We start from the raw sequence: 26,633 nt of genomic DNA, 5'->3' as shown, positions 1-26,633 counted from the left end.
TTCTCCCGCAAGAGGAGAGACGCAATGCAGCAAGTCCATGTCGACAAGGTCAATCTGAGCGATGCGGGGCTGGTCGGGATAGACGACGCGCCGCTGGCAGACGGAGCTGTGCGCCTCGCGATCGAGAGCTTCTCGGTAACCGCGAACAACGTAACCTACGCCGTGGTCGGCGACGGCTTCAAATACTGGAATTTCTTCCCGGCTCCCGAAGGCAAGGGCATCGTGCCCATGTGGGGCCATGCGCGCGTGGTGGAGAGCAATCACCCGGAGTTCGCCGTGGGCGAGCGGGTCTATGGCTATCTCCCGATGGCGAGCCATCTGGACGTCCAGCCCGGCAAAGTGTCCGCAAGCGGATTCATGGACATGGCCGCCCATCGCCAGCCGATGAGCCCGATCTACAACCAGTATGCGCGCCTTGCCGCCGATCCCGAACATGATCCCGCGCGAGAGGGCGAGCGGATGATCTTCGGTCCGCTGTTCAAGACCGGTTTCCTGATCGAATATTTCATGCGCTCGGAAAGATGGTTCGGGGCGAGCCAGCTCGTCGTCACCAGCGCTTCGTCCAAGACGGCGATGGGTCTCGCGAGCGTTACCAAACGGCGATCGCCCCATGTCCGCCGCATCGGCCTGACATCCACGGGGAACGTCTCCTTCGTGGAGGAAAGCGGCCTTTACGACCGGGTTCTCGCGTACGAGGATGTCGACCAGATCGAACGCGCCGACAGCGTCTCGGTCGATTTCGCGGGCAGTTCCAGCCTGCTGCGGGCAATCCATCAACACTTGGGCGAGGCGCTTAAATTTTCCTGCCTAGTCGGCGTAACGCATATCGAGGAACGCGGCGAGGGCACGGCCGACATTCCCGGACCGACCCCAACGCTCTTCTTCGCACCCGATCATGCAGTCGCACTCTTCCGGGAAGCCGGCCCCGAGGAGGCCGGACGCCAGATGGCGGACAGCTGGCGGGGCTTCCTGGAAGACGCAGGCGACAGCGTGACGATCGAGCGGCATCAAGGGCTCGAAGCCGCCCGCAGCATCTTTGTCGAGATGGCCGGCGGCACCGTCGATCCCGCCAAGGGGATCGTTATCGAGCCCTAGATTTCGACCGCAATCTTGCCGAAATGGCTGCCGCTTTCCTGATGGCGGAAGGCATCGGCCAGATTTGCCAGGGCGAAGGTGTCGCTGATCACGGGCCTGATGCCGTTGGCCTCGATCGCGGCAATCATGTCCTGCTGCATCTTGCGGCTCCCGACAGTCAGCCCCTGAACAGTCAGATTCCTCGAGAAGAGCAGGGCGGTCTGCACCGGTCCCGCAAAGCCCGCCAGAACGCCGATCAGCGCGACATGGCCGCCCACCCGGGTCGCCAGCATCGACTGGTCGAGCGTGCCCGCGCCGCCGATCTCGACCACGCAGTCGACCCCGCGGCCGCCGGTGATTTCCAGCGCCTTCGGGCCCCAGGCTTCGACTTCACGGTAGTTGACGAGGTGGTCTGCCCCCATCGCCTTCACCCGTTCGAGCTTCTCGTTGGAGGAGCTGGTGGCAATTACTGTCGCGCCCGCCGCCTTGGCGAACTGCAGCGCAAAGATCGACACGCCGCCCGTGCCTTGAACGAGCACCGTGTCGCCGGGCTTGAGCGCATAGTCGACGAACAGCGCCCGCCAGGCGGTGAGGCCGGCACAGGTCAGCGTCGCCGCTTCGGCATGGCTGAAGCCCGCAGGCGCGCGCGTGAACCAGTGGGTCGGCGCGGTGATGGCTTCGCGGGCATAGCCGTCGAGCCCGTCCCCCGGCACACGGGTGAAGGCGGTCTGTGGTGGCGCGCCATCGAGCCAGTCGGGAAAGAAGGTGCTGACGACATGATCCCCCACCGCGAACTCGGTAACCCCGTCGCCGACCGCAGTAACGACGCCGGCCCCATCGGACATCGGGATTCGGCCCTCGGCCGAAGGGATCATGCCCTTCACGACGGCATAATCGTGATAGTTCAGCGAACTGGCCTTGAGCGCGACCGTAATCTCCCCCGGGCCCGGCGCGGCCGGGCCGTCCATGTCGACAAGGGTGAGGGCTTCGAGCGTGGAGGGCGTGGCGCCCGTGCGGATGGCTTTCATGCTGGTCCCTTCGCGTTTTGCGCGTATCCCGCGACTTCGAGTCCCGACCCCCCCATTTGCCGAAGGGCGGTCTTCGCCGTCGCCTGGACGATGCCGCCATCGCGCGGGTCGGGCAAGCCATAACGCAAGCGTGGCAGCCCGCCGGACTGCCCCGCTTCGTGTTTAAGAGCTCTCCGTTCGCTCAGGGCTTGTTGTAGACTGCCACATAGTCGATCTTGAGCATTCCTCCGCTGACGGTGGCGGTGCGGCTCGGTGTCGAGCAGTTGCACAGGGCGTTGGGAAAATCGCCGCCGATGTAGAGATCCAGCAGGATGAAGAAGGAGTGGTCCATTGCCCGCGACCAGGTCGTCGGGTCGACGTCGCTCGCCCTGATCGTGTGGACCAGCGAACTGTCCAGATAGAAGCGGATTTCCTCGACCGTTTTCGACCGGTCGAGCTCCATTGCGTAGGTATGGAACTCGGTCTTGCAGGTCGCGCAGGCCAGCTGGCCCGAGGTCAGGCCGGTCGGTTCGTTGCACGGGCCGCCCGGGTACGTGCCGCAATGCAGCGAGGCGAAGAAGCTCGGCAGGCCGTTGACGCTCTCCATGATGTCGATCTCGCCGACATCAGGCCAGGTCCCGCCGGTGCGCAGGCCCGAGCCCAGCAGCCAGAAGCCGGGCCAGTAACCGAGCCCGTTCTGGGTAGTCACGTTAGGCAGCTGCATGGATGCCTGCACACGCATGACGCCGCCCGGAGATGCCGCGAAGGTTCCGCGCTTGGTTTCGATACGCCCCGACGTCCAGCGCGTGCGGTTTCTTACGGCCTTGATGACCAGATTGCCCGACCCGTCCTGATAGACGTTGTCGAGACTCGTGGTCATGGTGGCGATCTGGCCGGTGCCGAAGCAGCAGCCGGTGGAGTAGGTCCACTCGGCAGAATCCGCCACGGTCCCGCCCGGTCCGTTGAAATCGTCCGCCCAGGTCAGGCTGAAGCCCGAGGGTGGCGGCGGCGCCGCCTGCGCTGCTTGCGGTAATCCGACCATGCCCAGTGTAAGCGCGGCCGCAGTAATCCAGGTCTTTTTCATTATGGCACCCTCCCAATTGTGATCGTTCACAATCGGGACGATACTCGCATATTGAATCCCGGAGTCAATCGCGTGAGAAAACTTGGGCGAAGTTTGTGCTGTTACGCCAAGTAGCGATCGCCAAGGATTTAGCCGTGAACTCGAAACGGCCAAGTATCGAGCGCTATTCCGCCGCTTCGGCGAGTTCGGCACGTTGTGGTCCGCGGATGAGGCCCCCCGGCGTCTCTCCCGTCCACACGCCGTCGCGGAAGGTTACCTTGCCGTTCTTGATGGTCGCGACATAACCTTCGGCCTTCTGCAGCAGGCGCTTGCCGCCAGCGGGCAGGTCGAACGCGAGCCAGGGCTTGCCGAGCTTGAGGCGCTCCATGTCGATGATGTTGAGATCGGCGAGATAGCCCGGCGCCAGGATGCCGCGATCTTCGAGGCCATAGAGCCGCGCGGTATCGTTGCACTGTCGCTTGATCGCGTTTTCCAGCGTGATCGTCCCGCGCTTGCGATCGCGCACCCAGTGCTGGAGCATGAAGGTGGGGCTTGCCGCGTCGCAGATCGTCCCGCAATGCGCCCCGCCGTCGGACAGCGAATTGACCGTGTCGTCGGACTGCTGGAGATCCATCAGGAAGTCGAGATTGCCGTCCGCATAGTTCAGGATCGGCAGGTAGATGAAGCCCTTGCCATCGTCGCGGCAGAGCAGGTCGTAGGCGTATTCATCGCCCGAAACGCCGGCTTTCTCCGCCCGGGCGAGCACGCTTTCTTCCGCAGTCGGCTCGTAATTGAAGTCCGGGTCCATCTCGAACTGGTATCCCCAGCCGCCGCAGACGATCATGATCAGGCCGATGATGTCCGGATTGACCTCGGACAGGTCGTTCGCTTCGGACAGGAGCTGCTGCTTGAACGCCGGATCGAGCAGCCTGGCCTTCTGTTCTTCCCACGGTAGTGCTTCGATGGCCTGCCAACTGGGCCGGAACCGGAAGGGGTGGACTGTCCCCTGCCATGCCATGACAATGCCGTTCCCGCGCAGGGCAATCTGCGCGACGATATTGGCGCCGTTGTCGTTCTCCGCCCGCATGCTCTCGATCTGCTCGTCGAGCGGCATTTCCTTGGCGATCGACTGGAGCGCAGCGAAGGTGACGGGCAGGCCGGTCTCGCGGCTGAGCTTGCCCATCCAGCCGAACTCGTCCCATTCGCGCATCATGTCGCTGGCCATTTCGAACACGCCATGGCCGGCGCGGCCCATGGCGCGGCCGATCGCGACCAGCTCCTCGGCGGTCGCAGTGGTGCCCGGCACGACCTCGCCGTCGATATCGCGGTGGAGGACGGTGCGCGAGGTGGAGAAGCCGAGCGCGCCTGCGCGCACGCCCTCTTCGACGATCTTGCTCATTGCCTCGATATCGTCCTCGGTCGGGATCGCGCCCGGACGCTCGCGATCGCCGAGGACATAGGCGCGCACGGAGCCGTGGGGGACATGGGTGCCGACATCGACGGCCCGCGGCAGCCGCTCGAGCGCGTCGAGATATTCCGGGAAGGTCTCCCAGTCCCACTTCATGCCTTCGGCCAAGGCCGTGCCGGGGATGTCCTCGACCCCTTCCATCAGGCCGATGAGCCATTCGTGCTTGTCGCGCCGCGCGGGTGCGAAGCCCACGCCGCAATTGCCCATCACCACAGTGGTCACACCATGCCAGCTCGACGGAGCCATCTCCTGGTCCCAGGTCGCCTGCCCATCGTAATGCGTATGCACGTCGACGAAGCCCGGAGTCACGAGATTGCCGCCCGCGTCAATCTCTTCCGCAGCATCGCCGCGCACCTCGCCCACCTGCGCGATCAATCCGTCCCTGATTGCGATGTCGCCGCCGAAGCGCGGATTGCCGGTTCCATCGACGATGGTTGCGTTGCGAATGATCAGATCGAATGCGGGCATGGCTGGGGCTCCTCTCTCCGGAGAGGAAGGTCTCACATTGCAACCGATGAGTCCAGCGGTCCTTAGCTGGATCGCGCGGGCATCTTCACGGCGAGGAGAAAGGCGAATCCCAGAGCGAACAGGATCGTGATGGAGCCCATGCCGATCCGCTGGTCGTTGAACCAGAGCGTGAAATACTGGACCAGCAGGGGGCCCATCCAGACCGTGATCGTCCCGGCGATGGCGAACAGGCCGAAGAATTCGCCACTGCGGCCGGGCGGGGCGAGGGTGACCAGCATGGCCCTGCTCGAAGAGATGCTAGCGGTCGCGGTGACCGCGACGACGCTGATCAGCGAGAGATAGACGATGTCGGACAAAGTGCGGAACACCAGCCCATCCCAGACCGGATAGTTGGGGATCAGCCCGAAAAAGAGCGTTTCGCGCGTGATGCTCCACTGTACCCCCATCGCCAGCACCATGACGACGATTTCAATGATGAGCGCTCGTTTCACGCCCACGCGGCTATCGAGCAAGCCGCCGAAAATCCCGCCGAGGAACGCCCAGGCGCTCGCGAAGATCGCATAACAGAGCATTTCGAGGAAACCCCAACCGAGGAACAGCGCGACATAGACCGCGCCGAGTGCGAGGAGGGCGGCCATGCCATCGGCGTAGAACATGCGCGCCAGCAGGAACTTCATCAGGTCGGGGTATCGCCGCGCGTCGCGCAGCGTCGCGAGCACGCTGCGGGCGCCTTCAACAACCGCTTTCCGCCAGCTCGCACCCGGTGTCCCCGGATCGCGGGCGTAACGGAAGAAATACACGGAAAAGAAGGCGAGCCACACGGCGCAGATCGGGCCGGCAATCCGCATGTGTTCGAAGCGGTCGATATCGATGCCGAACTGCGGCTCCGCAAAAGGCCAGCCGATCATCGATGGCAGGACGAACAGCAGGACCAGGGCAACGAAGATGAGTGTCGCGGCAAGATTTCCCAAGCCAAGGCCGAGGCCGGAAATCATCGACAGCCGGTCCTTCGTCCCGGCCACGCTCAGCATCGAATTGTGCGTCACTTCGGAATAGGTGTAGCTGACGTAGGCGACAACCAGCAACGCCATGATCGCGCCCGTCGGCAAACCCTCGCCACCGGGCATGGCGAACCACAGCAGGGCAGAGCAAATTGTGATCGAGCCCAGGAATACGGCCAGTAGCGGTTTCAGGCGACCGCCGCGATCGAGCGCCGCGCCGAGGAAGGGGGCGGTCAGGGCAGCGATGACGCCGGCCCATTTCGTCACCGAAGCGATTGTCGCCTGACCTTGCGCATTCGCCGTCGCGCGGGCTGTTTCCGGATCGAGATGATCGAGCGCGCCGCTCGCGATGAGGTCGGACCCGATGATGTCCCGGGCGAAATAGGGGGCGAAGATGTAGATGACGATCAGGATGTAATAGGGGTTTCGCGCCCATTCGAAGACCGCCCAGGCGAAGCCCGTACGGCCCAAGGCACCCCCGTCGCCGCCATGGGGACGCTCGAAGGGCGGTCGGACGTTCGGGTCGGGGTCGGCGATTTCCATCGGGTGGCTCCTACCTTTCCGATGGCTCGCCTAACCGGCCTCAGGCCGCCCGGCGCCGCTCCGCATCGGTTGCCGGGGCGTCGAGGAATTCCCGCAGGCAGGCGATGCTTTCGTCCGCATGGGTAAGCAGGAAGAGATGGCCCCCGCCACGGAATACCTCGAGCCGCGCATTCGGTATCGCAGAGGCAAGGATGCGGCCGTTGATCAGCGGCACGATCTGGTCCTCGTCACCCATCATCACGAGGGTTTCCTTGGCCATGAAAGGCAGGGCGGGCAGGCTGGTCCACCCGAGCATGGCGAGCAACTGGTAGAAATATCCCCGCGGGCTCGGCGGCCGGAGCCGGCCGATATGATCGTTCTTGCTGCCGGGACGCTTGGTCATCCCGCCGTAGAGCGTCATGAAATGCTCGTTCATGAACTCGGGATCGATATAGCGACGCGGGTTGGCCATCTTGCTGAGAGCGGCGGGATTGCCCGGCACCATCAACATGCCTGCGGTGGTGGCAACCAGCACCAGCCGGCGCGTGCGGCCGGCGTGCTGCATGGCGAAATGCTGCGCCATCGCGCCACCCCAGCTGATGCCCATGACATCGACTTCACCAATGCCGAGCTGGTCGAGGATCAGGTTGGCCGTCCAGCTCATCGTGAACGCGTTGTAGGGGACGGTCGGGTCGGGGCTTTCGCCTGTTCCCGGCATGTCGAACATGACGAAGCCGCGCTCGGTCAGGCTTTCCGCAAGCGGAGCGACCGCCTCGATATTCGCACCGATGCCGTTGAAAAAGAGGATCGGCGGATGGTCCGACTTGCGGTCCAGCCGCCAGTGCGCCACGCGCAGGGTGCGCCCCCCCGCTTCCATCATCTGGATGGTTGCCGTCATGGGCTCGTCGATCGATGCGGTCACGCAGGCGTCCTCGTGTGGCTTCAGCAGGCTTCCATAACGTAGAGACCGGGGGCCGGGTCCAGCGGTTGGTAGTCCTTGTTCCCCAGTTTTGCGGGCGCCTGCTTCTTTTCGCCGGCACGGTTCTGTACCCATTCCATCCAGAACGGCCACCAGCTTCCGGCCACTTCCTCGGTGCCCTTGAGCCATTCGTCCGCAGTAGCGGGCAGCTTCTTCTTCTGGTCGGACTGGACGAAATACTTGGCCTTCGGGTTGCCGGGCGGGTTGAGAATGGCCTGCATGTGACCCGACTGGCTGAGCACATAGGTCACGTCCTTCGAGCCGAACAGCTGGGTCGAACGGTAGGTAGCCTTCCAGGGCGTAATGTGATCGGTCACACCGCCGAGGATGAACAGGTCGCTGGTGACCTTGGACAGATCGATCTTGTGGTCGACCATTTCGACCTCGCCCTTCTTGGTGAAGGCGAGCGTTTCAAAGACGGTCAGGAAGTCGCCCATCAGCGCAGCCGACAGATTGGTCGCGTCGGCATTCCAGAACAGCACGTCGAAGGCGGGCGGGTCCTGGCCGAGCAGGTAGTTGTTGATGACGTAGTTCCAGATGAGATCGTTGGGCCGCAGCCAGGCGAAACCGCGGGCGAGGTCGTCACCCTTGATGATGCCCTTCTTGGCCGCACGGCGCTTGGCGAGGGCGAGGCCGTTCTCGCTCACCAGCGAACCTGCCTCAATGTCGTTCTGCTTCGGATGCAGAACGCAGACCATCAACGTGAGCGCGCCCAGCAGGTCGTCCTTGTCGGCCGCCATCTTGCTGGCCAGCATCGAAGCGGTCTGCCCGCCCGAACAGCCGGCCGACACGTTGACTTTCTTCGACCCGGTGATCTCGCTGACCGCCTCCATCGCCTCGCGGCAGGAGCGCACGTAATCGGCCATGTCCCAGTGGCCCTGTTCCTTGCTGGGGTTCTTCCAGCTGATGACGAAGGTCTGGATGCCGTTGTCGAGCTGGTACTTCACGACCGACTTTTCCGGCGAGAGGTCGTTGATGTACATCTTGTTGATCTGCGGCGGGATCGTCAGCTGGGGGATTTCGTAAACCTCGTCGGTCGTCGGGGCGTACTGGATCAGCTCCATCATTTCGGTGCGCAGAACTACCGAACCCTTCGAGGTCGCGATGTTCTCGCCCAGCTTGAAAGGTTTCTTGTCGACCTGGCTGACCATGCCCTTGTTATGGACCATATCGTCATAGGCGTTTTTCAACCCCTTGATCAGGCTCAGTCCACCGCTGGTGATTGCCATCTTCTGCGCGCTGGGGTTGCCGATCAGCGTATTGGTTGGCGCGAGGCCATCGATGATGATGTTCGAGATGAAGCGGGCGCGGTCCTTCTCGAGCTCGTCGAGCTCCAAATCCTCCAGCCAGCGCGAGGCCCCCTTCTGCACCGCAAGGTAATATTGCATGCCGGCGCGCATGAAGGGATTGTACTGCCAGGCAGGGTCCTGAAACCGTTTGTCCTTGGGGTTGGGGACGAGTTCACTCTGACCGGTCATGATCTTGATCATGTCCTGGCCCATTTCCTGGCTGTGCTTCATCAGGCGCTGCGGATCGGACGCGGTCTCGCGTAGCATGACGGCAACCGCACCGAAAATGTCTTCCCGGGTAAGGCCGACCAGAGGCCCGAGAGCGCTGGTTGACTGGGCGGCTTCGTCTTCGAGCTTTGCCATGGGGCGGGAATCCTCCGGATTTTCAGTTTGCTTTCGGCCTCTTGAACAACTCATGCGGTCGGCCCGTTCCGAATGCAAGGCTTCGCCTACTTGCCCTTGGCGGCGATCATGCTTGCTATATCTACGAACTTTTCGCGCGGAGCGCCCGCGCGCGCGGCGGCTTCCTCGGCCTGTTCGATCTTTTGCCAATCGCGGAACGTCACGATATCGATGCCGCGTTCGACCGCGAGTTCGTCGAACCCCTCACGACCACGCTTTCGCCCACCCATGCCGATATCGTCGTTCACGATATCGATGACTGCGTAACCGTCGGGACGATTGGTGCCGATTGTTCCGGTCGGACCGCGTTTGGCCCACCCGACGCAATAGAGGCCCGGCAGGATACGCCCGTCCTCGTTCGGAAAGCGACCGGCGCGCTCGTCGAAAGGGACGCCGTCGATAGGTGATGAGTGATAGCCGATGCAGGTTACGACCAGGTCGGCCAGCAAGTCATAGGTCTCGCCCGTGCCGACGGCGCGCCCTTTTTCTATTGTCGTCCGCTCGACCGTGACGGCAGCAACCTTGCCATCCTTGCCGCGCATCGCCGTGGGATTGGCGAAGAAATCGAACTCGATCGTGATCGGCGTTTCGCCATGGATGCTCTCTGGAATCGCCGCGAATTCGCGCAAGAGCGTGACCGATTTGCGTAGCCCGGGCTCGAGGATCGCATCGTCGCCTTCGGGCGGCAAATCGGCGGGATCGACCTTGGGGCTGGCACGCTCGAGATGCATCAGCTCGCCAAGTTCCTTGGGCGTCATCATGATCTGGTGAGGGCCACGGCGGCCGACGATCGTGATGGTTTCCAGCCGCGAGCCTCGCAGCGCATCTAGCGCGTGCGCAACGATGTCGGAGCCATCGAGTTCGGCATCGGTCTTGGACAGGATGCGCGCCACGTCGAGCGCCACGTTGCCCATGCCGACGACGACCGCATGGCGGCCGGAAAAATCGGGGTCGAGCGCGGCAAACTGCGGGTGACCATTGTACCAGCCGACAAATTCCGCGCTGCCATGCACATTGTCGAGCTCTTCGCCGTCGAGGCCGAGGCGCCGGTCGTTGGGTGCACCGGTGGCGAAGATAATCGCATCGTACAGGTCCCGCAACTCTGTCACGGATACATCCGAGCCGACGTTGACGTTACCCACAAAGCGCACGTTCTCGGTGAGCGCGGTCTTCTCGTAGCGGAGCGAAACTTTCTTGATCGACTGGTGATCGGGGGCCACGCCGGTGCGGATCAGGCCATAAGGGACGGGCAGCCGGTCGATCACGTCGATCCGCACGTCGTCGCCCCATTTCCTGGCGGCGGCTTCGGCGGTGTAATACCCTGCCGGCCCTGAGCCGACGATTGCGATATGGCGCATCCAGGTCCTCTCCCAAGGAAGCTCCGCGCACCCTGCACAAGCAGCGCGCGGCTGGCAAGCACCGGACGCAGGCACGGAATTGCGAGACCCTCATGGTTATGCGTTTGGAAAGGATTTGCGGGTAGCTAGCTCACCTTGAATGCGCGTGCTCTGGGCATGCGCGTGGTTAACGATCGAACCGAGGGACCAAGATGGCAGGCTTGTTTGCGCGTTCTTCGCGTGCGAAAATCAAGGAACAGCAGGAAACCGAAGCCCGCATGCTGCGGCCGATCGACCAGGCCGATACCCAACGTCGCATCGAACTGCTCGACAGCTTCGAAAACGCCGGCCTGGGCTGGTTCTGGGCCAGCGATGCACAGGGCCGCCTCATCTACCTGTCCGAGAATGCTGCCAAGAAGCTGGGCCGCCCCGCAGGGGAGATCGTCGGCGAACAGCTGACGGTCCTGTTCAAGCCAGAGGTCGACGAGAACGACAGCCATCAGACCGAACGTCCGCTCACCTTCCTGCTCGGCGCTCGCAACTCCATTTCCCAGCTGGCCGTGAAGGTAACGCTTGGGAAGACCGAACAGTGGTGGGAGATCGCCGGCAAGCCGCACTTCGACGAGGACCAGAACTTCGTCGGTTATCGTGGTAGCGCCAAGGACATTACAGCTACGTTCCAGAGCGACAAGGATGCCGAGCGGCTCTCGCAATACGACTCGCTGACCGGACTGTCGAACCGTCACCGCATGACCAAGCGGCTGACGTCGATCCTCAAGGCTTTCCGCAATTCCAAGCGCAGTTGCGCCCTGCTGATGCTGGATCTCGACCGCTTCAAGCAGGTCAACGACACGCTTGGCCATCCGGCTGGCGACGAGCTGCTTCGACAGGTCGCGGCGCGAATTCAGAAAGTTGTGGGCGACAAGGGCGAAATCGGCCGTCTCGGTGGCGACGAATTTCAGATCATCATCCCCGACATGGATGATCGCGGCGATCTGGGCGAACTCGGCCAACGCCTGATCCAGATGATCTCGCAGCCCTATCAGATAAGCGGTTCGCGGGCGGTAATCGGGACTTCGGTTGGGATTGCCGTTTCGCCTTACGACGGTATCGATTCAGAGGAACTGGTGAAGGCTGCCGACCTTGCGCTCTATGCTGCGAAGGGTGGTGGCCGGGGGCAGTACCGCTTCTACCACATCGACTTTACGGACGGGGCAAAGCACCGCCGCCAGGTCGAGGAAGACCTGCGTGACGCGCTCGAGAACGACGAGCTGCAAATGTTCTATCAGCCGATCGTCGATTCCAAGTCCCACAAGCTGAAGTGTCTGGAAGCTCTCATGCGGTGGGAACATCCGGAGCGCGGATTTATTTCGCCGGCCATCTTCATTCCGGTGGCCGAGGATATCGGCATGATCAAGCAGCTCGGCGAATGGGCCCTGCTGCGAACCTGCCAGCAAGCGAAGAACTGGCCTGTCGAGCTCCGCGTCGCCGTCAATGTTTCCGCGATTCAGTTCGCGCGCGACGATTTTCCCGGGCTCGTAAAATCCGTCCTCATGGAAAGCGGTCTCGAACCGCACAGGCTCGAACTGGAGATCACCGAAAGTGTATTTGTCGGTGATCCCAAGCGCACCCAGGAGAAATTCGAAGAGCTAAAGCGGATTGGAGTACGGCTTGCGCTGGACGACTTCGGTACAGGCTACAGCTCGCTCAGCTATCTCCAGTATGCGCCGTTCGACAAGATCAAGATCGACCAGAGCTTCGTGCGCGGTGCGACCGAGAAGGGCAACAACAATCCGGCCATCATGAGCGCCATCGTCAGTCTCGCCGAGTCCCTCAACATGGAGACCGTTGCCGAAGGCGTGGAGACGAAGGACGAACTGAATCTGGTGACCGAGCGCGGCGCAAGCCACGTGCAGGGCTACATCTTCTCGCAGGCCATTCCGCACGAAGAACTACTCGAGAGACTGGAGATTGGCGATCTGCAGTACGAGCCGCGCGGTCCGGAGAAATACCGCGCCGAGCGCAAGTCGGTATATCGCAAGATCAGCCTGATCCACGAGGATCATGCCTATGATGTCACGTTGCGCAACCTCTCCAAGACCGGCGCGATGATCGAAGGCCTGCTTGACGTGCCGGTCGGTACGAAGTTCGTCCTGAACCTGGGCGGCGGACAGCTGGCCGTGGCGACCGTACGCCGCAGCGACGGCTACATGCAGGGTGTCGAGTTCGAAACCCCGTTGATCAGCGATGGCGCGGACGGCCTGTGCACGCGGCACCGTGTGTCGCCGTACCAGATCGAAGCTGCCGGCAAGCCGCTCGCCAGCCTTCCGGAAGATCCCTACGAAATGCTCAAGATGGAGCTCATGGGAGGCAAGCGGGGGAAGTCGTTCGTACAGGTCGACCCCAGCATGTCGCGTCGCGCGAGAAGCTGATTTTCCGGCTCGCGCGGTGCGCCACGTTAGCCAAAAACTAACCATTCACGGCTAATCCCTGTTCATAACAAACGTGCCGGTGAGGTAGGGTGACAATGGGGGCGATGCCCTTTTCCGAATTCTTCAAAGGGAAGAAGACCGCCGAGGGGAGGCACGGAGCCTCTCCCGACGGGATCGGAACGTCCGAAAAAGTCGAGATCGTCGAAGAGATCGAAACCTCCGGCGCATTCGGCTTCTGGAATACCGACAAGAGCGGCAACATCGCTTATCTCAGTGGCTGGATCGTCGAGGCGATGGGGGGCGATTTCGCCCGGCTCGCCGCCCAGCCGATCCAACAGGCTTTCGCGCCGATAGATGGCGAAACCGATGGCCGCTCGCTCGGCCTCAAGCTAGGCACCCGGAAGAGCTTTGCCGGCCTCGCAGTGCAGGCTGTCGCCGGAGAAAGCGCTGTTGTCCTGCGGCTCAGCGGAAAGCCGCTGTACGATCGGGCTGGAGAATTCCAGGGCTTCCGCGGGTCTGCCATCGACGTGACCGAGGAATTCCGTGCCGAGGAAGAGGCGAACCGCCTCGCCAAATACGATTCGCTGACCGGCCTCGCCAACCGTCACCGGATGGAGCAGAGGATCGATTCTACCCTCCACGCCTTCAAGAGCGCGAAGCGGGCTGCTGCGCTGATGATGCTCGACCTCGACAAGTTCAAGCAAGTCAACGACACGCTCGGCCATGCCGCCGGGGACCAGCTGTTGCAGCAGGTCGCTGACCGCCTGCGCGGAGCCGTCGCAGGCCGCGGCGAAATCGGCCGTTTGGGTGGTGACGAGTTCCAGGTCCTTATCCCCGATCTCGACGACCGTGGCGAACTCGGCGAAATCGCCAAGCGGATCATCCAGATCCTTTCGCAACCCTACTCGGTCGAAGAAGGGCGGTGCTCGATCGGCTGTTCGGTCGGGATTGCGGTCGCACCGTACGACGGAGTCGAGCGCGACGAGCTGACGCGTGCTGCCGACCTTGCCCTCTATGCTTCGAAGAATGGCGGGCGCGGCCAGTTCCGCTTTTATGCGGGCGATCTCGAACACGAAGCGAATCTGCGCAAGCGGATGGAGGAGGATCTCGCCGAAGCGATCGAGGCGGGCCATTTCACCCTCGAATACCAACCGGTCGTTTCGCTTGCTGACGACCGCGTCGTTGCGCTCGAGGCGCAATATTGCTGGGCGGACGAAGAGCGCGGCCGGGTCGAACCCGAGACGTTCCTGCCGGTCGCTGAGGGCAGCCGGCTGATCGTGCCGATTGGCGAGTGGGGTCTGCGCAAGGCTTGCGAAGATGCCATGCAATGGCCGGAATCGCTGTTGGTCGCGCTTCACGTAAGCCCGGTTCAATTCGAGTCCAACGGGTTCATAGACAGCGTGGAGAAGGTGCTCGAGAAGACGGGCCTCGACCCGGCACGGCTCGAGCTTCGCCTGCCGGAATCGGTTTTGCTCGGGGATGGCTCCAAGGTCGACAATGCCATGTCGCGCCTCTTCAAGCTCGGCGTACGCCTCACGCTCGATCAGTTCGGCACCGGCCTTTCCTCGCTTAGCTACCTTCGCCGTGCGCCTCTCAATGCCCTGCGTATCGGTGGAAACTTCTTCGAGCCGATCATGGGCAACGAGTTGGGCGACATCGAACTGGTGCGGGCGGTTGTGGCCCTGGCAGGTGCCATGGGCATGGAGACAGTGGCGTCGGGCGTCCATGCACTGGCTCTGATGGAGGAACTCAAGCGCCTTGGTGTCGATCAGGTCTGCGGCTTCGTCTATTCAGGAGCGCTGACGCAGGAAGAGGTCCTCGAACAGATCGCCGGCGGCGAATGGATCATCCCGCCGAGCGACAATGGGATCCAGCGCGCAACCCGCCGTACGGTGTTCCGCAAGATCGGCCTCATCCACGAAGATCATTACTACGAGGTGACCCTGCGCAATCTCTCGCGGACCGGGGCGATGATCCAGGGGCTGGAGGATGTTCCGGTCGGTACGATGTTCGTGCTCGACTTCGGACAGGGCCAGCTGGCCGTGGGCGCCGTGCGCAGGACGATGGACGATACGCAAGGCATCGAGTTCGAGCAGGAGCTGGTCGACGACGGGGCAGGGGGCTTGTGCACCCGTCACCGGGTGAGTCCCTACGAACTGGCGGCAGCGGGTGTTCCGCTTCAGGCCTTGCCGCCGGGACGCTATACGTTGGCGCAGGGTCTCAATTCGAACCCCTCCTTCGCGCAGTTCAAGCTGTCGGCGAATGCGCCCAGGCAGCAGGCGGCCTGACACCGCGTTTCCCTGCTGACAGCACCTTGCGCTGCGGCTAATGGGGCGGCGCAATGACTGACCTTTCCAAGATCCGCAATTTTTCCATTATCGCGCATATCGACCATGGCAAGTCGACGCTTGCCGACCGGCTGATCCAGCACTGCGGCGGCCTGACCGAGCGCGAGATGTCCGAGCAAGTCCTTGATAACATGGACATCGAGAAGGAGCGCGGCATCACCATCAAGGCGCAGACCGTGCGCCTCAATTACACCGCCAGGGATGGCGAGACCTATGAGCTCAACCTCATGGACACGCCCGGCCACGTCGACTTCGCCTACGAGGTCTCGCGCTCCCTCGCCGCCTGCGAAGGCGCGCTGCTGGTGGTCGACGCCGCGCAGGGCGTGGAGGCGCAGACCCTCGCCAACGTCTACCAGTCGATCGAGCACGACCACGAAATCGTCCCCGTCATCAACAAGATCGACCTCCCCGCCGCCGAACCCGACAAGGTCCGCGCGGAAATAGAAGACATCATCGGCCTCGACGCATCCGACGCAGTCCTCACTAGCGCCAAGTCCGGCATCGGCATCGAGGACACGCTCGAGGCGCTCGTCGCCCGCATCCCGCCCCCGCAGGGCGACCGCGACGCGCCCTTGAAGGCCATGCTCGTCGACTCCTGGTACGACCCCTACCTCGGCGTCGTCATCCTCGTGCGCGTGATCGACGGGGTCATCAAGAAGGGCCTCAACGTCAAGTTCATGCAGGGCGGCACGCAGCACCTGATCGACCGCGTCGGCTGCTTCACCCCCAAGCGCACCGATCTGCCCGAACTCGGCCCGGGCGAGATCGGCTTCATCACCGCGCAGATCAAGGAAGTCGAACAGGCCCGCGTCGGCGACACCATCACCACGGTAAAGGGCGGGGCGCCCGAGGCCCTGAAAGGCTACAAGGAAGTCCAGCCCGTGGTCTTCTGCGGCCTCTTCCCGGTCGACGCCGCCGATTTCGAGAAGCTGCGCGAAAGCATCGGCAAGCTGCGCCTCAACGATGCCAGCTTCAGCTACGAGATGGAAAGCTCCGCCGCGCTCGGCTTCGGCTTCCGCGCCGGCTTCCTCGGCCTGCTGCACCTGGAAATCATCCAGGAACGCCTCTCCAGAGAATACGACCTCGACCTCATCACCACAGCCCCGTCCGTGGTCTACCGCGTCCACCTCGGCCACACGAAGAACGAGGACGCGAAGGTTATCGACATCCACAACCCGGCCGACTGGCCCGACGTCAACCGGATCGAGACGGTCGAGGAACCGTGGATCAAGGCGGTGATCTACACGCCCGACGAATATCTCGGCGCGATCCTGAAGCTGTGCCAGGACCGCCGCGGCATCCAGACCGACCTCACCTATGTCGGCGGCCGCGCGCAGGTGAGCTACGAGCTGCCGCTGAACGAGGTGGTGTTCGACTTCTACGACCGGCTGAAGTCGATCAGCCGCGGCTATGCCAGCTTCGATTACGAACAGATCGGCAGCCGCGAGGGCGACCTCGTGAAGATGAACATCCTCGTCAACAACGAGCCGGTCGACGCGCTATCGCTGATCGTCCACCGCAGCGTTGCGGAAGAACGCGGCCGCGGCATGTGCGAGCGCCTGAAAGACCTCATCCCGCGCCACCTGTTCAAGATCCCGATCCAGGCCGCGATCGGCGGCAAGATCATCGCCCGCGAAACCATCGCCGCCCTGCGCAAGGACGTGACCGCCAAATGCTACGGCGGCGACATCACGCGCAAGAAGAAGCTGCTGGAAAAGCAGAAGAAGGGCAAGGCGCGGATGCGCGAGTATGGGAACGTGAGCATCCCGCAGGAGGCGTTTATCGCCGCGCTGCGGATGGGGGAGGAGTGAGGATGATCCCCGAGAGTATCGAGGCTCGCTCTTTCCTACGAAGTTTCCTCATGATAGTCGGCGTATCGAGTCAACGGGGGCGACAAGAAGCTATGGGCGAGCGCTATGCCCTTTAGTCCAATTGGTGAAAGACATGCGATCGAGGAGGTCGTGTTTGTTCTTGCATTCTCGCGAAATTTCAGCGGGTCAGAGATCGACCGAGTTGTTGAGCGTCACGATTTGTGGAGATTAGATCTTCCTAAATTGATGCGCCCTCAAGTCTTTCAGTTTTCATTTTTACCTGAATCTGGAGAGGAAGCCGCACCGCCTCCGCCAGTCGCGCCAGTCGCTTTTCAGTCATTCAAGCGCGATGGATCGATCGATTGGCAGCTAAAAATTGAAGGCAATTCTGTTTCTGTAAACTGTTTGAGCTATTCTCGGTGGAACGTAGTTTCAAGGCAAGCGAAGAATTTGCTTGAAAAATTGTTGGGGTTGGTTCTCGATCAAGACAACAAAATGCAGAGTGTCACTCTCCAATATATCGATACTTTTGTTTGGTCTGGCGACGAGAGTGAATACGATGTAGAAGCGCTTTTTAATCGCAATTCCGGATTTTTTCCTGATAAGTTCCGGCCAAGTGGTAAACTTTGGCATTTCCACCAAGGGGAATTTGCGGGCTGCGAAGGCAGTAATCTCCCGCAACGGATATTGCAGCGTATCCATCTTGATGCGGTAGTCCTTGAAGGCCGGCCAATCGTACGAGTAGATACGACGCTTCGGGCAGAATTCAGCGGCGGTGTTGAAGGATCAATCGAAGCAGTTCGAAGCACCACCCATCAGACGTTAGAGCTATTGCATTCTAAGAACAAAGAACTACTCTCGTTAGTAATTACTGATGACCTTCAGCAGCGAATTTCGCTGAACAGGGAGAGCTAAGTGGCTAGTGCTGCGCCCGAACTCTATCTCGACGAACCTCTGATCGTTGATCATTCTGTGACTGGCCGAAGTTTCACAGGCAGTAGATCGCAGGGTCGTTCTTTTGGCACTGTGTCGGCACTCAGCGCTGCAATTGTGGCGGCGGCCGGCTTGGCGCCAGCGTCTGCTTTCGCGAAAGACTTTGGATCGACGGTTGGCGGCCAAGGCCACTCCGCTTTTTACATCGATGATAGGGCTTTGCTGATTGACGAATTGCGTCAATATGAAATGCTTGAGCCAGGTTGGGACGGCGGCGAGAAAGACGTAGCACCATCGCGCCAAGCTATAGACGAAGCGATTCAATTTGTTGAGAACATCCCACCGTTCATTGATTTGCCAGAGGCCATGGTCTCAAATGATGGAGAGGTCGGGTTATTCTGGCATAGTCAAGGCTTCTATTTGGATGTCGGCTTCCGGGGATGTGGCGAGTGCTCGTTTTTTGGCAAAGCTGGGGATTTGAAGGTCAAAGGTCGAGGCAAAACCGGCAGCATAAGTCCCATCCCTTCAGAATTGTTCGACTTCTTTTTGGGCCTTACCGATGACAGCGCGGTGTTCGTGTGAGGGGGTAGCGCGTAGCCCCCACGGTCCGGTAAACGACAACGAAAGTTTATATCGGGCAGTTCTGTCGCCCCAACATCTTCGTGCCGACGGAAAGGGTTACAAGGCAGCGCTTTTTTCCCCCACCGACATTCTTCAGAAAGGAGTGTCGTTGATACGAAACGGGAAGATTTCTGACACAGCGTTGGCAGGCATTTGTGAGGCCATTGCCGCGATGCGCCCAAACAGAAAATGGGCCGGAGGATTAGCATTTTCAGCCTCTGTTGTAAGAGCGCTCGAAGATGAGAACGGCAGATTGATGTGCGTTTTTGATGATCCGGTCCCTGCAATGGGCGAAGTCCCTGAAAATGATGCGCACGCATTGGCGATTGGCGCCCACTCAGGATTGACCGAAGAGGACATTAAGGAAATCCGCGCCGCTTTCATTACATCAGGAACCAATTTGCGATGTATTTGAAGTCGCATTGGAACGATGTTCGTTCCGTATGACCTTCGGCGTTTTCATGCACAAGGATGGGTCGATCTACGACGACATTCCCGAGGTGCATTACCAGTTTCCGAAAAGCTATCTCAGCCGCGCACAGCAGATGGTCGGCGACTGGATTGTCTATCGCGAGCCGGTAAAGATTCCAAATTCGAAAGGCTTCTTCGCGGTGGCGAAGGTCGAGGAGATCATCCCGGATCCGGACAAAGCGGATCACTATCGCGCGTTGATTGAAGCAGGCAGCTATCTGCCGTTTGAGCCAACCGTTCCGCACAGGATTAACGGCAAACTCATCGAGCGCGATTTGACCAACGCGCAGAACTCCGTCCGCCCGCTTTCGCCTTCAGACTTCGCCCGCATCATATCGCTCGGCCTGCCGGATGAGGACTTTCTGCCTCGTAGCGATGACGAAGTGGTCGAGGACAGCCGTGTTCGCGAGCATCAGACCCCGTTCGAAATCGAGCGGCCCATCGTCCAGTCGCTCGTCTCCAAGCCGTTCCGCGATCGCGCTTTCCGCCGCGCCGTGATGCACGCCTATGACGGCCGCTGCGCGGTGACAGGCTGGAAGCTGGTCAATGGCGGCGGACGCTTGGAAGCGCAGGCTGCGCATATCCGACCGGTCGAGCATGGCGGCCCTGACAGCGTACGCAACGGGCTTGCGCTATCAGGCACGGCGCATTGGATGTTCGACCGTGGGTTGATTGGGTTCAGGGATGATCTAGAGATTATCGTCCACCGCAAGGTCAACGACCGCGAGGGTGTCGAGTCGATCATCAATTCGACGGGCAAGCTCAAGGCGCCGGATATCGAGTCCTACCGGCCGCATCCGCAATTCCTTTCATGGCATCGCGAGTTTCACGGCTTCGACTCGTAGCGCCAGCGCCCTCACGCGTTGGCATTCCAAGGTTCCGTTTTTTTGTTTGGATCCTGCGGGCGCGAGCCATCCGGCTCGCTTGCCTCCTCGCATAAGCTCGGGCGGCCGGTCGGCCTTGCCTCGGCTTCGCCTCGGTTTCAGCGCGCACCGTGGATGTTCAGTCCCAAGAGCTATCCTTCAGCCCCCTGATCCGCAGCCCCTCCGGCTCGCTTGCCTCCTCCGCTTCCTCCGGCGCGGGGAGGGACAGCGGGCCGTTGGCCAGCGTCTCTGCGTCCTTGGCCTGCACCGTCTCGGGCACCTCCCACCAGTCCTCGCGCGCGGGCTCGCCGGTTTCGCCCAGCAGGTAGGAGGGGATTTCGACCGCGCGGCCCAGGTCGCGGGCGCGTAGCTCCTCGTAGCGGGCGTAGGCGCGGCGGGTTTCGGGGGTGAGCCGCATCCACTCGGCGCGCAGGCGGGCGGCGCTCGCGGCGCGGAAGGCCTCGATCTTCTTGTCGATGTGGTCGCGGATCACGGCGGGGGAGGTGGCCTTCGCCGCGCGCTCCGCCTCCCATTCCTTGCGCCACTGCTTCTTGTACCGCTCGAGCTGCATCTGGCCGATCGCGCCGAGCGGGCCGCTGCGCCCTTCCGCGAATCGCTCCGGCGCGCGGTTGCGCAGCATGAACATGAGCAGGCGGTCGTTATGGACCATGCGCGTGCCGACGAGCTTGCCGTAGGAATAGACGGGCTGCTCCACCCCGTTGAGCGCGCGGTCCATGGCGACGTCCTCGATCCGCTGCATGCCGAGATCGAGCGCGGCCTGCCACGCCGCGGCGAACTCCTCCGCCCCGGGCTGGCGGCGCAGGTGGTAGGCGCCATGCGTGCTGCGGCGGACCATGCGGCAGGCGGCGGCGACCGAGCCGGTGTCGGCCAACGCTTCGATAAAGGCGCGCTGGACCTCGGGCTTCCACCCGTTGGACCGCTCTTTCCGGCGCGGGACGGGGGTGAAGGAGGAGAGGGTGGCGTGGGGCTTGGGCTCGCTCATCGCGCAGGATGGAGCAGAAACGGCGCGAGTAGGAAAGTATCGAGTCCTTGTGTTTCGCACCCGCATCCGCGGGCGCGTCCTCGCTAGACGTGCAGCAAGCTGCACCCGCTGCGGGCGGCCGCTTGGCCTTGCCTCGCAATGAGGCTCGGTACTCTGGGAGGCGAGAGGTCTGTGCTGAAACCGGGCCGGGGGAGGCCCGGCAAGGGCGACCGCCCGCCCGCAGGTGCCCTTAGCGAAGCGAAGGATCAGCACCGAGGACCTACCCATGGAGATGGGTACGCAAACCGAAACGCATGTCGTATTTATCCAAAAAGTGTGACCAAATTAACCATATCCTTACACACTATCCGTACTCCCGCTGCCTAGGTGTCGCGCTGAAGCAATGGGGGAAGTCTTGTGCGCAACATCGTATCGTTCGCGAATACGCGACGCGCTCTCGTGGCGGCGGCGCTGCTGGTTCCGGCGAGCCAGGCGCAGGCCACCGACGGCTATTTCCTCCACGGCGTAGGCGCAGGCGCAAAGGGCGCGGGCGGGGTGGCGATCGCCATGCCGCAGGACGCCGCCGCCATCGCCACCAACCCCGCCACGGCGACCGCGATCGAGCACCGGCTCGACATCGGCGTCGACGTCTTCATCCCCGACCGCGGGGCCGAGATCGAGAGCAATGCCTTCGGCCTCGACGGGCAGTACAGCGGCAATGGCGCCAACCCCTTCGTGCTGGGCGACGTGGCCTATGTGCGCCCGCTGTCGGACCGCGTCTCGGTCGGCATCGCGCTCTATGCGAACGGGGGCATGAACACGGTCTACAAGACCAACCCGCTCGCGCCCTTCGGCGCACCGCAGGCCGGCGGCGTGGACCTCAAGCAGGGCTTCATCGTGCCGAGCGTGGCAGTGAAATTCGCGGACAACCACAGCGTGGGCGTCTCGGCGGTCGGCCTCGTGCAGTCCTTCCGCGCCTATGGCGTAGGGCCCTTCGCGGGCTTCTCGCAAGACCCCGCCAACTTCAGCGATCGCGGCGACGACTGGGCCTTCGGCGTGGGGTTCAAGGTCGGCTATTACGGCACCTTCGGCGACCGCGTGTCGATCGGCGCTTTCTACCAGTCCAAGGTCGATGCGCAGAAGTTCGACAAATATGCCGGCCTGTTCGAGAATGGCGGCGATTTCGACGTACCCGCAAGCTGGGGCGTGGGCGCCTCGGTCAAGGTGAGCGACAGGCTGACGCTTGGCGCGGACTTCAAGCGGATCGAATATTCGGGCGTCGAGGCCGTCGGCAATTCGATCACCCGCGTCTTCGACGGCGTGCCCTTCGGCGCGGTCGATGGACCCGGTTTCGGCTGGCGCGACATCTCGGTGATCAAGACCGGCGCGGTGTGGAGGGCGAGCGACACGCTCACCCTGCGCGCAGGCTACGGCCGCTCGGAGAACCCGATCCCCGGCGGCGAGACGCTCATGAATGTCTTCGCGCCCGGCGTCGTGCAGGACCACTTCACCCTCGGTGCCACGGTCGCCCTGAGCGACAAGCTCGAGCTCAGCGCGCACGCCATGCGGGCGCCGGGCAACTGGGTCGAGGGCGCCAACTCGATCCCCGCCAATTTCGGCGGCGGCGAGGCGAACATCTTCCTCGCGGAAACCGCATTTGGCGCCGCGCTGGGCATCAAATTCTGACGACAGAACACAGATCATGACCGAGGTAAGCATGACGAACGCGAAATCGATGAGCCTGATGGTGACCAAGGGCACGCTCGACTGGGCTTATCCGCCGTTCATCATCTCGACCACGGCGGCGTCGATGGATGTCGACGTGACGATGTTCTTCACCTTCTACGGCATCGGCCTGCTCAAGAAGGATCTCGACCTCACCGTCACAACGCTGGGCAATAGCGCGATGGAAATGCCCATGATGGGCGGCCACATGAAGATGCCCAACATGGCGAGCATGGTGCCCGGCATGACCGGCCTCACCACCATGATGATGAAGAACCTGATCAAGAAGAAGGGCGTCGCCTCGATCCCCGAACTGCGCGAAGCCGCGCAGCTTTCGAACGTCCGGCTGATTGCCTGCCAGATGAGCATGGACCTGTTCGAGTATAAGAAATCGGACATGATCGACGGGATCGAGTTCGCCGGCGCCGCGACCTATGTGGAAGGCGCCCTTAACTCGGACGTAAACCTTTATATCTAAGATAATACAACGAAAGTGCGGGGGTACTGCGATGACGACCAAGACGCTCGATGCGAAGGGGCTGAACTGCCCGCTTCCGATCCTGAAGACCAAGCAGACGCTGTCCGGCATGGCCGGCGGCGACACGCTCGAGGTGCTCTGCACCGATCCGGGCTCGGTCGAGGATTTCCAGGCCTTCTGCCGCGCAACCGGCAACGAGCTGCTCGAACAGGGCAGGGCGGGCGAAGCCTATCGCTACGTGATCGAGCGCCGGGCCTGATTCCGGCTCCGGACTCCGGAAAAAGGTCGCAAACGATGGCAGAACCTCAGCCAGTTTCGGACAATAGTGGACCCGAGGCCGGCCAGCTGGACGCGCTTGCCAGCGAGTTCCGCTCCTCGATCGCCTCCGTTGCCCACGCCGTGGCCAGCGCGTCTGCCCAGCTGGAGCAGGCGGCGCACCTGATGCAGAGCTTCGTCGAAATGACGGGCCGCGAAGTCTCGGCAGTGGTCGAGGAAGCCAACCGCGCATCCGACCAATCGGTTCGCGTTGCGAGCGATGCCCGGGCGCTGCACGACTCAGTCGCCACGGTCGATATCTCATGGGGTTTCCTTGCCAGGATCGGCGAGGAGGCACGCGAGACCGCCAACAAGAGTGAACATGTGATCGGTTCGCTCGGCACCTACACGGCCAACGTCAAAGAATTCGTCTCGACCATCGGCGGGATCGCCGACCAGACCAAGATGCTCGCGCTCAATGCCTCGATCGAAGCGGCTCGCGCCGGCGAGGCCGGTCTCGGCTTCGCGGTCGTCGCTACCGAGGTGAAATCGCTAGCCAACCGCGTCCAGAGCGTAACTGGAGAAGCCTCGGGCGTGATCGACGGGATCAGCAGCGGTGCAAGCGATACCGACGATGCGCTGCGGCAGGTCACGAAAGGCATGACCCGGCTGATCGATTCCGCCGAGGCTATCGGCGTCGAAATCCGCGACCAGCAGTCGAAATCGGTCGCGATCCGCGAGTCAGCCGAGGAGGGCGTCCAGGCGATCTCGCGTGTTCTGGAGCGCTGCGAAAAAGTGGCCAGTGCGGCGGGCGATGCATCCAAGCTGTCGCGCGAGATCGAGGATTCGGTCGTCCACCTCAATGGTATCGTGACCGACCTCGAGCACGCGACCGAGCGTTTCCTTGATCAGCTCCGTCGGCAGTAGGGACCGCCTGCCTAAACCTTGGTCGGTTTGGGCGGCTCGAACATTCTGCGATAATATTGCGCGCGCTTGCGGCGTGTTTCCCGTGAGCGCAGCGATGCGGGCGTGCGCGGGAAATCGACCAGCAAGCTGGCGAGTGTGAGCGGCTTCGCGCTCCACGGGGCGCCGACCTGCCACAGCTTGCGGCGGGCCTGCAGGCGAGCTCTCGGAGCGGCTTGCAGTCCACTCGGCAGCGCGATGGCGAAGACCGTTTCGAGCGTGAGAAGGCAGGACGCAAGGATCCGGCGGCCCTGTCTATCGGGGAACAGCGCCTGCATGGCCTCTGCGTCGAGTGGACCATGCACCGCGACCGAGGCCGCGATGTCGTGCAGGTGGCGCAGGTCGATCGAACCACGCCAGTAGCCGCGCTCCTGAATCTCGTCATGGGCGACGAGCAAGGCCGCTTGCACCGAATGTGACGGCAGCAGCGCCTGCGCCTCGCCGACCGCGATCGCGCGGCAGCGGGGCGCGAGGTCGTCGTAGCCGCAGTAGCGGTGGAGCGAGGGAAGGCAGAAGTGAAGGTCGAGCCCGCCGGCATCGCTCCCCCGCGCGAGGTTGAGGCCGACATCGGGCGGAGCAGCCGATGGCCTGCGCGCGTAGCCGAGACCCTCCAGCGCGGCCACGGCGGCCTCGGCCCCGTCGAACGGGATCATCAGGTCCAGGTCGGCGCAGATCCGGTCGCCCGGCTGGCGCGAGCCATCCGCCATGAAGGCCGCCCCCTTGATGAGGATCGGCGTCACGCCTGCCGCCGCGAGCGCGGCGACTGCCACGCCCAGCTGGCCGTGCATCATCGCATGGCGCTGGCGGGCGCGCTCGGCAATGGTGGCGAGGAAGGCGGTCACGTCCCGCGGAATGTCGCCCCTGCCGGCCAGCGCGGCGGCCAGCGCGGGCGTGGTGAGCGTGCGGTTGGCAAGGGCGAGCAGCGAGTCCCAGTCCGCGCCTCGGGGCGGGGCACCGCGCAAGGCCTCGCAGATCGCCGCGAAACTGGCCTGCTCAGCCCGCAAACCGCCGCCCCAGCGCGAGCGCCGCGTCGCGCGCGTCGGCATAGGTGAGGCGCAGGATTTCGGCTCGCTCGACGATCGCCACGAACCCTTCGATATCTTCGCGCGATGCGGCGCCAGAGCGCGACTTGGCCTCGCTGCAGAGATGGCGAAGGCAGTCGGTTTTCGACCATTCGGCCAGGTGCACCGTCTTGCCATCGTGGCGGTCGAGCAGGACGAGCGCGCGAATGCGCAGCGGCCGCTCGGCAGGGGGCTGGGGCAGGGGCCGGTAGAGCACCTCGATCCCATCCTCGCGCGGCACCGGCCGGAGATCTGGGCCGCGCCGGGCGGTTTCGGCGAGCCTGTCCCAGCTCCCGCTTTTGAGCGTAAGCGGCAAGGCGACGGGCATGATCGTCCGGTCGCGCGGGGAGATGAGGCCGACGTCGTCGCCGGCAACGGCGAAACCCTGTTCGCCCGCGAACATCGCCAGCGTGGATTTGCCCGCGCCGGGGCGACCGAGCAGCAGGATCGCCTCGCCCCCTGCGACAAGGCACGCACAGTGCAGCGCGATTTCGCTACACCGGTCGAGGACGAACTGCATCACGCCGAACCGGAAGGCGGCGGGCAAGAGGTCGCGCGGCACGATGCGCGAAGTCCCGTCGCTCGCGGCAATCAGACCAAGGCCACCCGCCGTCTGCGCGACGATGCGGCCTGGGGGCTCTTCAGTCGATGGAAGGTGCGAAAAGGCATCGAACCAGTCGCCTGCGGGCTCGATACACTGCAACCCGATTGCGCAGCCCGGTAGTGGCAAGCTGGCAGCCGGACCCGGCTCCTCCGATGCCGCCGACTGCACCAGTTCGATCAGGCCCGCGTCCGACCATTGCAGCATCAGCCGTTCGAAATCCGCCTCGGCGCCAGCGAGCTGGGGGATCATCTCCTCGCGCAGCCGGTCGAAGGGCCGAGGCTCGCGCAGCGAGGCCAGTACGCGCGCGATGGCCGGCTCGAGCCGGTAGACTTCCTGCTTCAGTTCCGAGAAGGCGCAATCCGCTCCGTCGAAAGCGAAGAGGGCCGATTTCGCCGATGCCCTGACCGCGAGCGACGTGGCGGGAGCGGTGCCAAGATCGGCGGCGCGCAGATCGCCCGGCTGGTGCATTCACTGTC

Annotated in this window: 22 protein-coding genes; 12 read left to right on the top strand and 10 right to left on the bottom strand. The window is 62.9% G+C overall.

All coding sequences use genetic code 11. From position 1 onward, the window contains the following. The first annotated feature begins 24 nt into the window (after positions 1 to 24). Complete coding sequence (locus K3172_RS10710) at positions 25 to 1,095, top strand: DUF2855 family protein (protein ID WP_221589890.1); 1,071 nt, start codon at positions 25 to 27, stop codon at positions 1,093 to 1,095. On the opposite strand, the gene K3172_RS10705 is transcribed toward K3172_RS10710, so the two are convergent. The 7 genes from K3172_RS10705 to K3172_RS10675 form a co-directional block, all read right to left on the bottom strand. Further along, positions 1,092 to 2,102, bottom strand: coding sequence for a zinc-dependent alcohol dehydrogenase family protein (locus K3172_RS10705; RefSeq protein WP_221589888.1), 1,011 nt, complete (start codon positions 2,100 to 2,102; stop codon positions 1,092 to 1,094). The two genes, K3172_RS10710 and K3172_RS10705, sit on opposite strands and share 4 nt — an antisense overlap. 181 nt (positions 2,103 to 2,283) lie before the next feature. After that, positions 2,284 to 3,165, bottom strand: coding sequence for a glycoside hydrolase family 16 protein (locus K3172_RS10700; protein ID WP_221589886.1), 882 nt, complete (start codon positions 3,163 to 3,165; stop codon positions 2,284 to 2,286). A 163-nt stretch (positions 3,166 to 3,328) separates the two neighbouring features. Then, on the bottom strand, positions 3,329 to 5,080 hold the full coding sequence (locus K3172_RS10695) for an N-acyl-D-amino-acid deacylase family protein (protein ID WP_221589884.1): 1,752 nt from the start codon (positions 5,078 to 5,080) through the stop codon (positions 3,329 to 3,331). A 62-nt stretch (positions 5,081 to 5,142) separates the two neighbouring features. After that, positions 5,143 to 6,624, bottom strand: a complete 1,482-nt coding sequence (locus K3172_RS10690; protein ID WP_221589882.1) for an MFS transporter — start codon at positions 6,622 to 6,624, stop codon at positions 5,143 to 5,145. Positions 6,625 to 6,664: 40 nt separating this feature from the next. Further along, positions 6,665 to 7,525, bottom strand: coding sequence for an alpha/beta fold hydrolase (locus K3172_RS10685; RefSeq protein ID WP_345725644.1), 861 nt, complete (start codon positions 7,523 to 7,525; stop codon positions 6,665 to 6,667). Between the two features lie 20 nt (positions 7,526 to 7,545). Beyond that, the gene (locus K3172_RS10680; RefSeq protein WP_221589879.1) at positions 7,546 to 9,234 is read right to left on the bottom strand and encodes a PHA/PHB synthase family protein; all 1,689 of its coding nucleotides are present in this window, start codon (positions 9,232 to 9,234) and stop codon (positions 7,546 to 7,548) included. Between the two features lie 86 nt (positions 9,235 to 9,320). Further along, a complete protein-coding gene (locus K3172_RS10675; protein ID WP_221589877.1) occupies positions 9,321 to 10,631 on the bottom strand; it encodes an FAD-dependent oxidoreductase in 1,311 nt (436 codons plus the stop codon). A 191-nt stretch (positions 10,632 to 10,822) separates the two neighbouring features. On the opposite strand from K3172_RS10675, the gene K3172_RS10670 reads away from it, so the two are divergent. The 7 genes from K3172_RS10670 to K3172_RS10640 all read left to right on the top strand — a co-directional run bounded on the left by K3172_RS10670 (position 10,823) and on the right by K3172_RS10640 (position 20,071). Further along, positions 10,823 to 13,042, top strand: coding sequence for a putative bifunctional diguanylate cyclase/phosphodiesterase (locus K3172_RS10670; protein ID WP_247718141.1), 2,220 nt, complete (start codon positions 10,823 to 10,825; stop codon positions 13,040 to 13,042). A 95-nt stretch (positions 13,043 to 13,137) separates the two neighbouring features. Then, positions 13,138 to 15,330: a putative bifunctional diguanylate cyclase/phosphodiesterase gene (locus K3172_RS10665; RefSeq protein WP_221589875.1), complete on the top strand. Its 2,193-nt coding sequence runs from the start codon at positions 13,138 to 13,140 to the stop codon at positions 15,328 to 15,330. 53 nt (positions 15,331 to 15,383) lie between these two features. Further along, the gene (lepA, locus tag K3172_RS10660; RefSeq protein ID WP_221589873.1) at positions 15,384 to 17,201 is read left to right on the top strand and encodes a translation elongation factor 4; all 1,818 of its coding nucleotides are present in this window, start codon (positions 15,384 to 15,386) and stop codon (positions 17,199 to 17,201) included. A gap of 105 nt (positions 17,202 to 17,306) precedes the next feature. After that, positions 17,307 to 18,116 carry a TIGR04255 family protein gene (locus K3172_RS10655; RefSeq protein WP_247718140.1) on the top strand — a complete coding sequence of 270 codons (810 nt, stop codon included), beginning with the start codon at positions 17,307 to 17,309 and terminating at the stop codon, positions 18,114 to 18,116. Then, positions 18,117 to 18,716, top strand: a complete 600-nt coding sequence (locus tag K3172_RS10650) for a hypothetical protein (RefSeq protein ID WP_221589869.1) — start codon at positions 18,117 to 18,119, stop codon at positions 18,714 to 18,716. Between the two features lie 148 nt (positions 18,717 to 18,864). After that, a complete protein-coding gene (locus K3172_RS10645; protein WP_221589866.1) occupies positions 18,865 to 19,170 on the top strand; it encodes a hypothetical protein in 306 nt (101 codons plus the stop codon). A 28-nt stretch (positions 19,171 to 19,198) separates the two neighbouring features. After that, a complete protein-coding gene (locus K3172_RS10640; RefSeq protein WP_221589864.1) occupies positions 19,199 to 20,071 on the top strand; it encodes an HNH endonuclease in 873 nt (290 codons plus the stop codon). A 157-nt stretch (positions 20,072 to 20,228) separates the two neighbouring features. Here K3172_RS10640 and K3172_RS10635 read toward each other — a convergent pair whose 3' ends face one another. Continuing rightward, positions 20,229 to 21,092, bottom strand: coding sequence for a hypothetical protein (locus K3172_RS10635; protein ID WP_221589862.1), 864 nt, complete (start codon positions 21,090 to 21,092; stop codon positions 20,229 to 20,231). A gap of 396 nt (positions 21,093 to 21,488) precedes the next feature. On the opposite strand from K3172_RS10635, the gene K3172_RS10630 reads away from it, so the two are divergent. From K3172_RS10630 to K3172_RS10615, 4 genes are read left to right on the top strand one after another with little or no spacing between them, the layout of a single operon-like run. Continuing rightward, positions 21,489 to 22,757, top strand: a complete 1,269-nt coding sequence (locus K3172_RS10630; protein ID WP_221589860.1) for an OmpP1/FadL family transporter — start codon at positions 21,489 to 21,491, stop codon at positions 22,755 to 22,757. 16 nt (positions 22,758 to 22,773) lie between these two features. Beyond that, complete coding sequence (locus K3172_RS10625; RefSeq protein ID WP_247718139.1) at positions 22,774 to 23,274, top strand: DsrE/DsrF/DrsH-like family protein; 501 nt, start codon at positions 22,774 to 22,776, stop codon at positions 23,272 to 23,274. A gap of 31 nt (positions 23,275 to 23,305) precedes the next feature. Next, the gene (locus K3172_RS10620; RefSeq protein ID WP_221589858.1) at positions 23,306 to 23,533 is read left to right on the top strand and encodes a sulfurtransferase TusA family protein; all 228 of its coding nucleotides are present in this window, start codon (positions 23,306 to 23,308) and stop codon (positions 23,531 to 23,533) included. Between the two features lie 35 nt (positions 23,534 to 23,568). Beyond that, positions 23,569 to 24,456 (top strand): methyl-accepting chemotaxis protein, encoded by an 888-nt coding sequence (locus K3172_RS10615; protein WP_221589856.1) that lies wholly within the window; start codon positions 23,569 to 23,571, stop codon positions 24,454 to 24,456. Between the two features lie 11 nt (positions 24,457 to 24,467). On the opposite strand, the gene K3172_RS10610 is transcribed toward K3172_RS10615, so the two are convergent. Together K3172_RS10610 and K3172_RS10605 are read right to left on the bottom strand one after the other, a co-directional pair. Then, on the bottom strand, positions 24,468 to 25,496 hold the full coding sequence (locus K3172_RS10610; RefSeq protein ID WP_221589854.1) for a nucleotidyltransferase family protein: 1,029 nt from the start codon (positions 25,494 to 25,496) through the stop codon (positions 24,468 to 24,470). Continuing rightward, positions 25,486 to 26,625, bottom strand: coding sequence for a phosphoenolpyruvate carboxykinase (ATP) (locus tag K3172_RS10605; protein WP_221589852.1), 1,140 nt, complete (start codon positions 26,623 to 26,625; stop codon positions 25,486 to 25,488). Before K3172_RS10605 ends, K3172_RS10610 begins: the two co-directional genes overlap by 11 nt. Positions 26,626 to 26,633 lie beyond the last annotated feature (8 nt).

Origin of the sequence: Qipengyuania proteolytica (assembly GCF_019711565.1) — a bacterium.
Taxonomy (GTDB): Bacteria; Pseudomonadota; Alphaproteobacteria; order Sphingomonadales; family Sphingomonadaceae; genus Qipengyuania; species Qipengyuania proteolytica.
Note: the sequence above shows the minus strand (reverse complement) of the source record. Positions and strands in the feature narration are given on the sequence as shown.

Bases quoted from the DNA above. Each gene is read 5' to 3' on its own strand.
- K3172_RS10665 (WP_221589875.1), top strand. From the start codon at position 13,138: ATGGGGGCGATGCCCTTTTCCGAATTCTTCAAAGGGAAGAAGACCGCC.
- K3172_RS10710 (WP_221589890.1), top strand. From the start codon at position 25: ATGCAGCAAGTCCATGTCGACAAGGTCAATCTGAGCGATGCGGGGCTG.
- K3172_RS10655 (WP_247718140.1), top strand. From the start codon at position 17,307: ATGCCCTTTAGTCCAATTGGTGAAAGACATGCGATCGAGGAGGTCGTG.
- K3172_RS10620 (WP_221589858.1), top strand. From the start codon at position 23,306: ATGACGACCAAGACGCTCGATGCGAAGGGGCTGAACTGCCCGCTTCCG.
- K3172_RS10615 (WP_221589856.1), top strand. From the start codon at position 23,569: ATGGCAGAACCTCAGCCAGTTTCGGACAATAGTGGACCCGAGGCCGGC.
- K3172_RS10635 (WP_221589862.1), bottom strand. From the start codon at position 21,092: ATGAGCGAGCCCAAGCCCCACGCCACCCTCTCCTCCTTCACCCCCGTC.
- K3172_RS10605 (WP_221589852.1), bottom strand. From the start codon at position 26,625: ATGCACCAGCCGGGCGATCTGCGCGCCGCCGATCTTGGCACCGCTCCC.
- K3172_RS10670 (WP_247718141.1), top strand. From the start codon at position 10,823: ATGGCAGGCTTGTTTGCGCGTTCTTCGCGTGCGAAAATCAAGGAACAG.
- K3172_RS10695 (WP_221589884.1), bottom strand. From the start codon at position 5,080: ATGCCCGCATTCGATCTGATCATTCGCAACGCAACCATCGTCGATGGA.
- lepA (WP_221589873.1), top strand. From the start codon at position 15,384: ATGACTGACCTTTCCAAGATCCGCAATTTTTCCATTATCGCGCATATC.
- K3172_RS10705 (WP_221589888.1), bottom strand. From the start codon at position 2,102: ATGAAAGCCATCCGCACGGGCGCCACGCCCTCCACGCTCGAAGCCCTC.
- K3172_RS10625 (WP_247718139.1), top strand. From the start codon at position 22,774: ATGACCGAGGTAAGCATGACGAACGCGAAATCGATGAGCCTGATGGTG.
- K3172_RS10640 (WP_221589864.1), top strand. From the start codon at position 19,199: ATGACCTTCGGCGTTTTCATGCACAAGGATGGGTCGATCTACGACGAC.
- K3172_RS10680 (WP_221589879.1), bottom strand. From the start codon at position 9,234: ATGGCAAAGCTCGAAGACGAAGCCGCCCAGTCAACCAGCGCTCTCGGG.
- K3172_RS10700 (WP_221589886.1), bottom strand. From the start codon at position 3,165: ATGAAAAAGACCTGGATTACTGCGGCCGCGCTTACACTGGGCATGGTC.
- K3172_RS10690 (WP_221589882.1), bottom strand. From the start codon at position 6,624: ATGGAAATCGCCGACCCCGACCCGAACGTCCGACCGCCCTTCGAGCGT.
- K3172_RS10675 (WP_221589877.1), bottom strand. From the start codon at position 10,631: ATGCGCCATATCGCAATCGTCGGCTCAGGGCCGGCAGGGTATTACACC.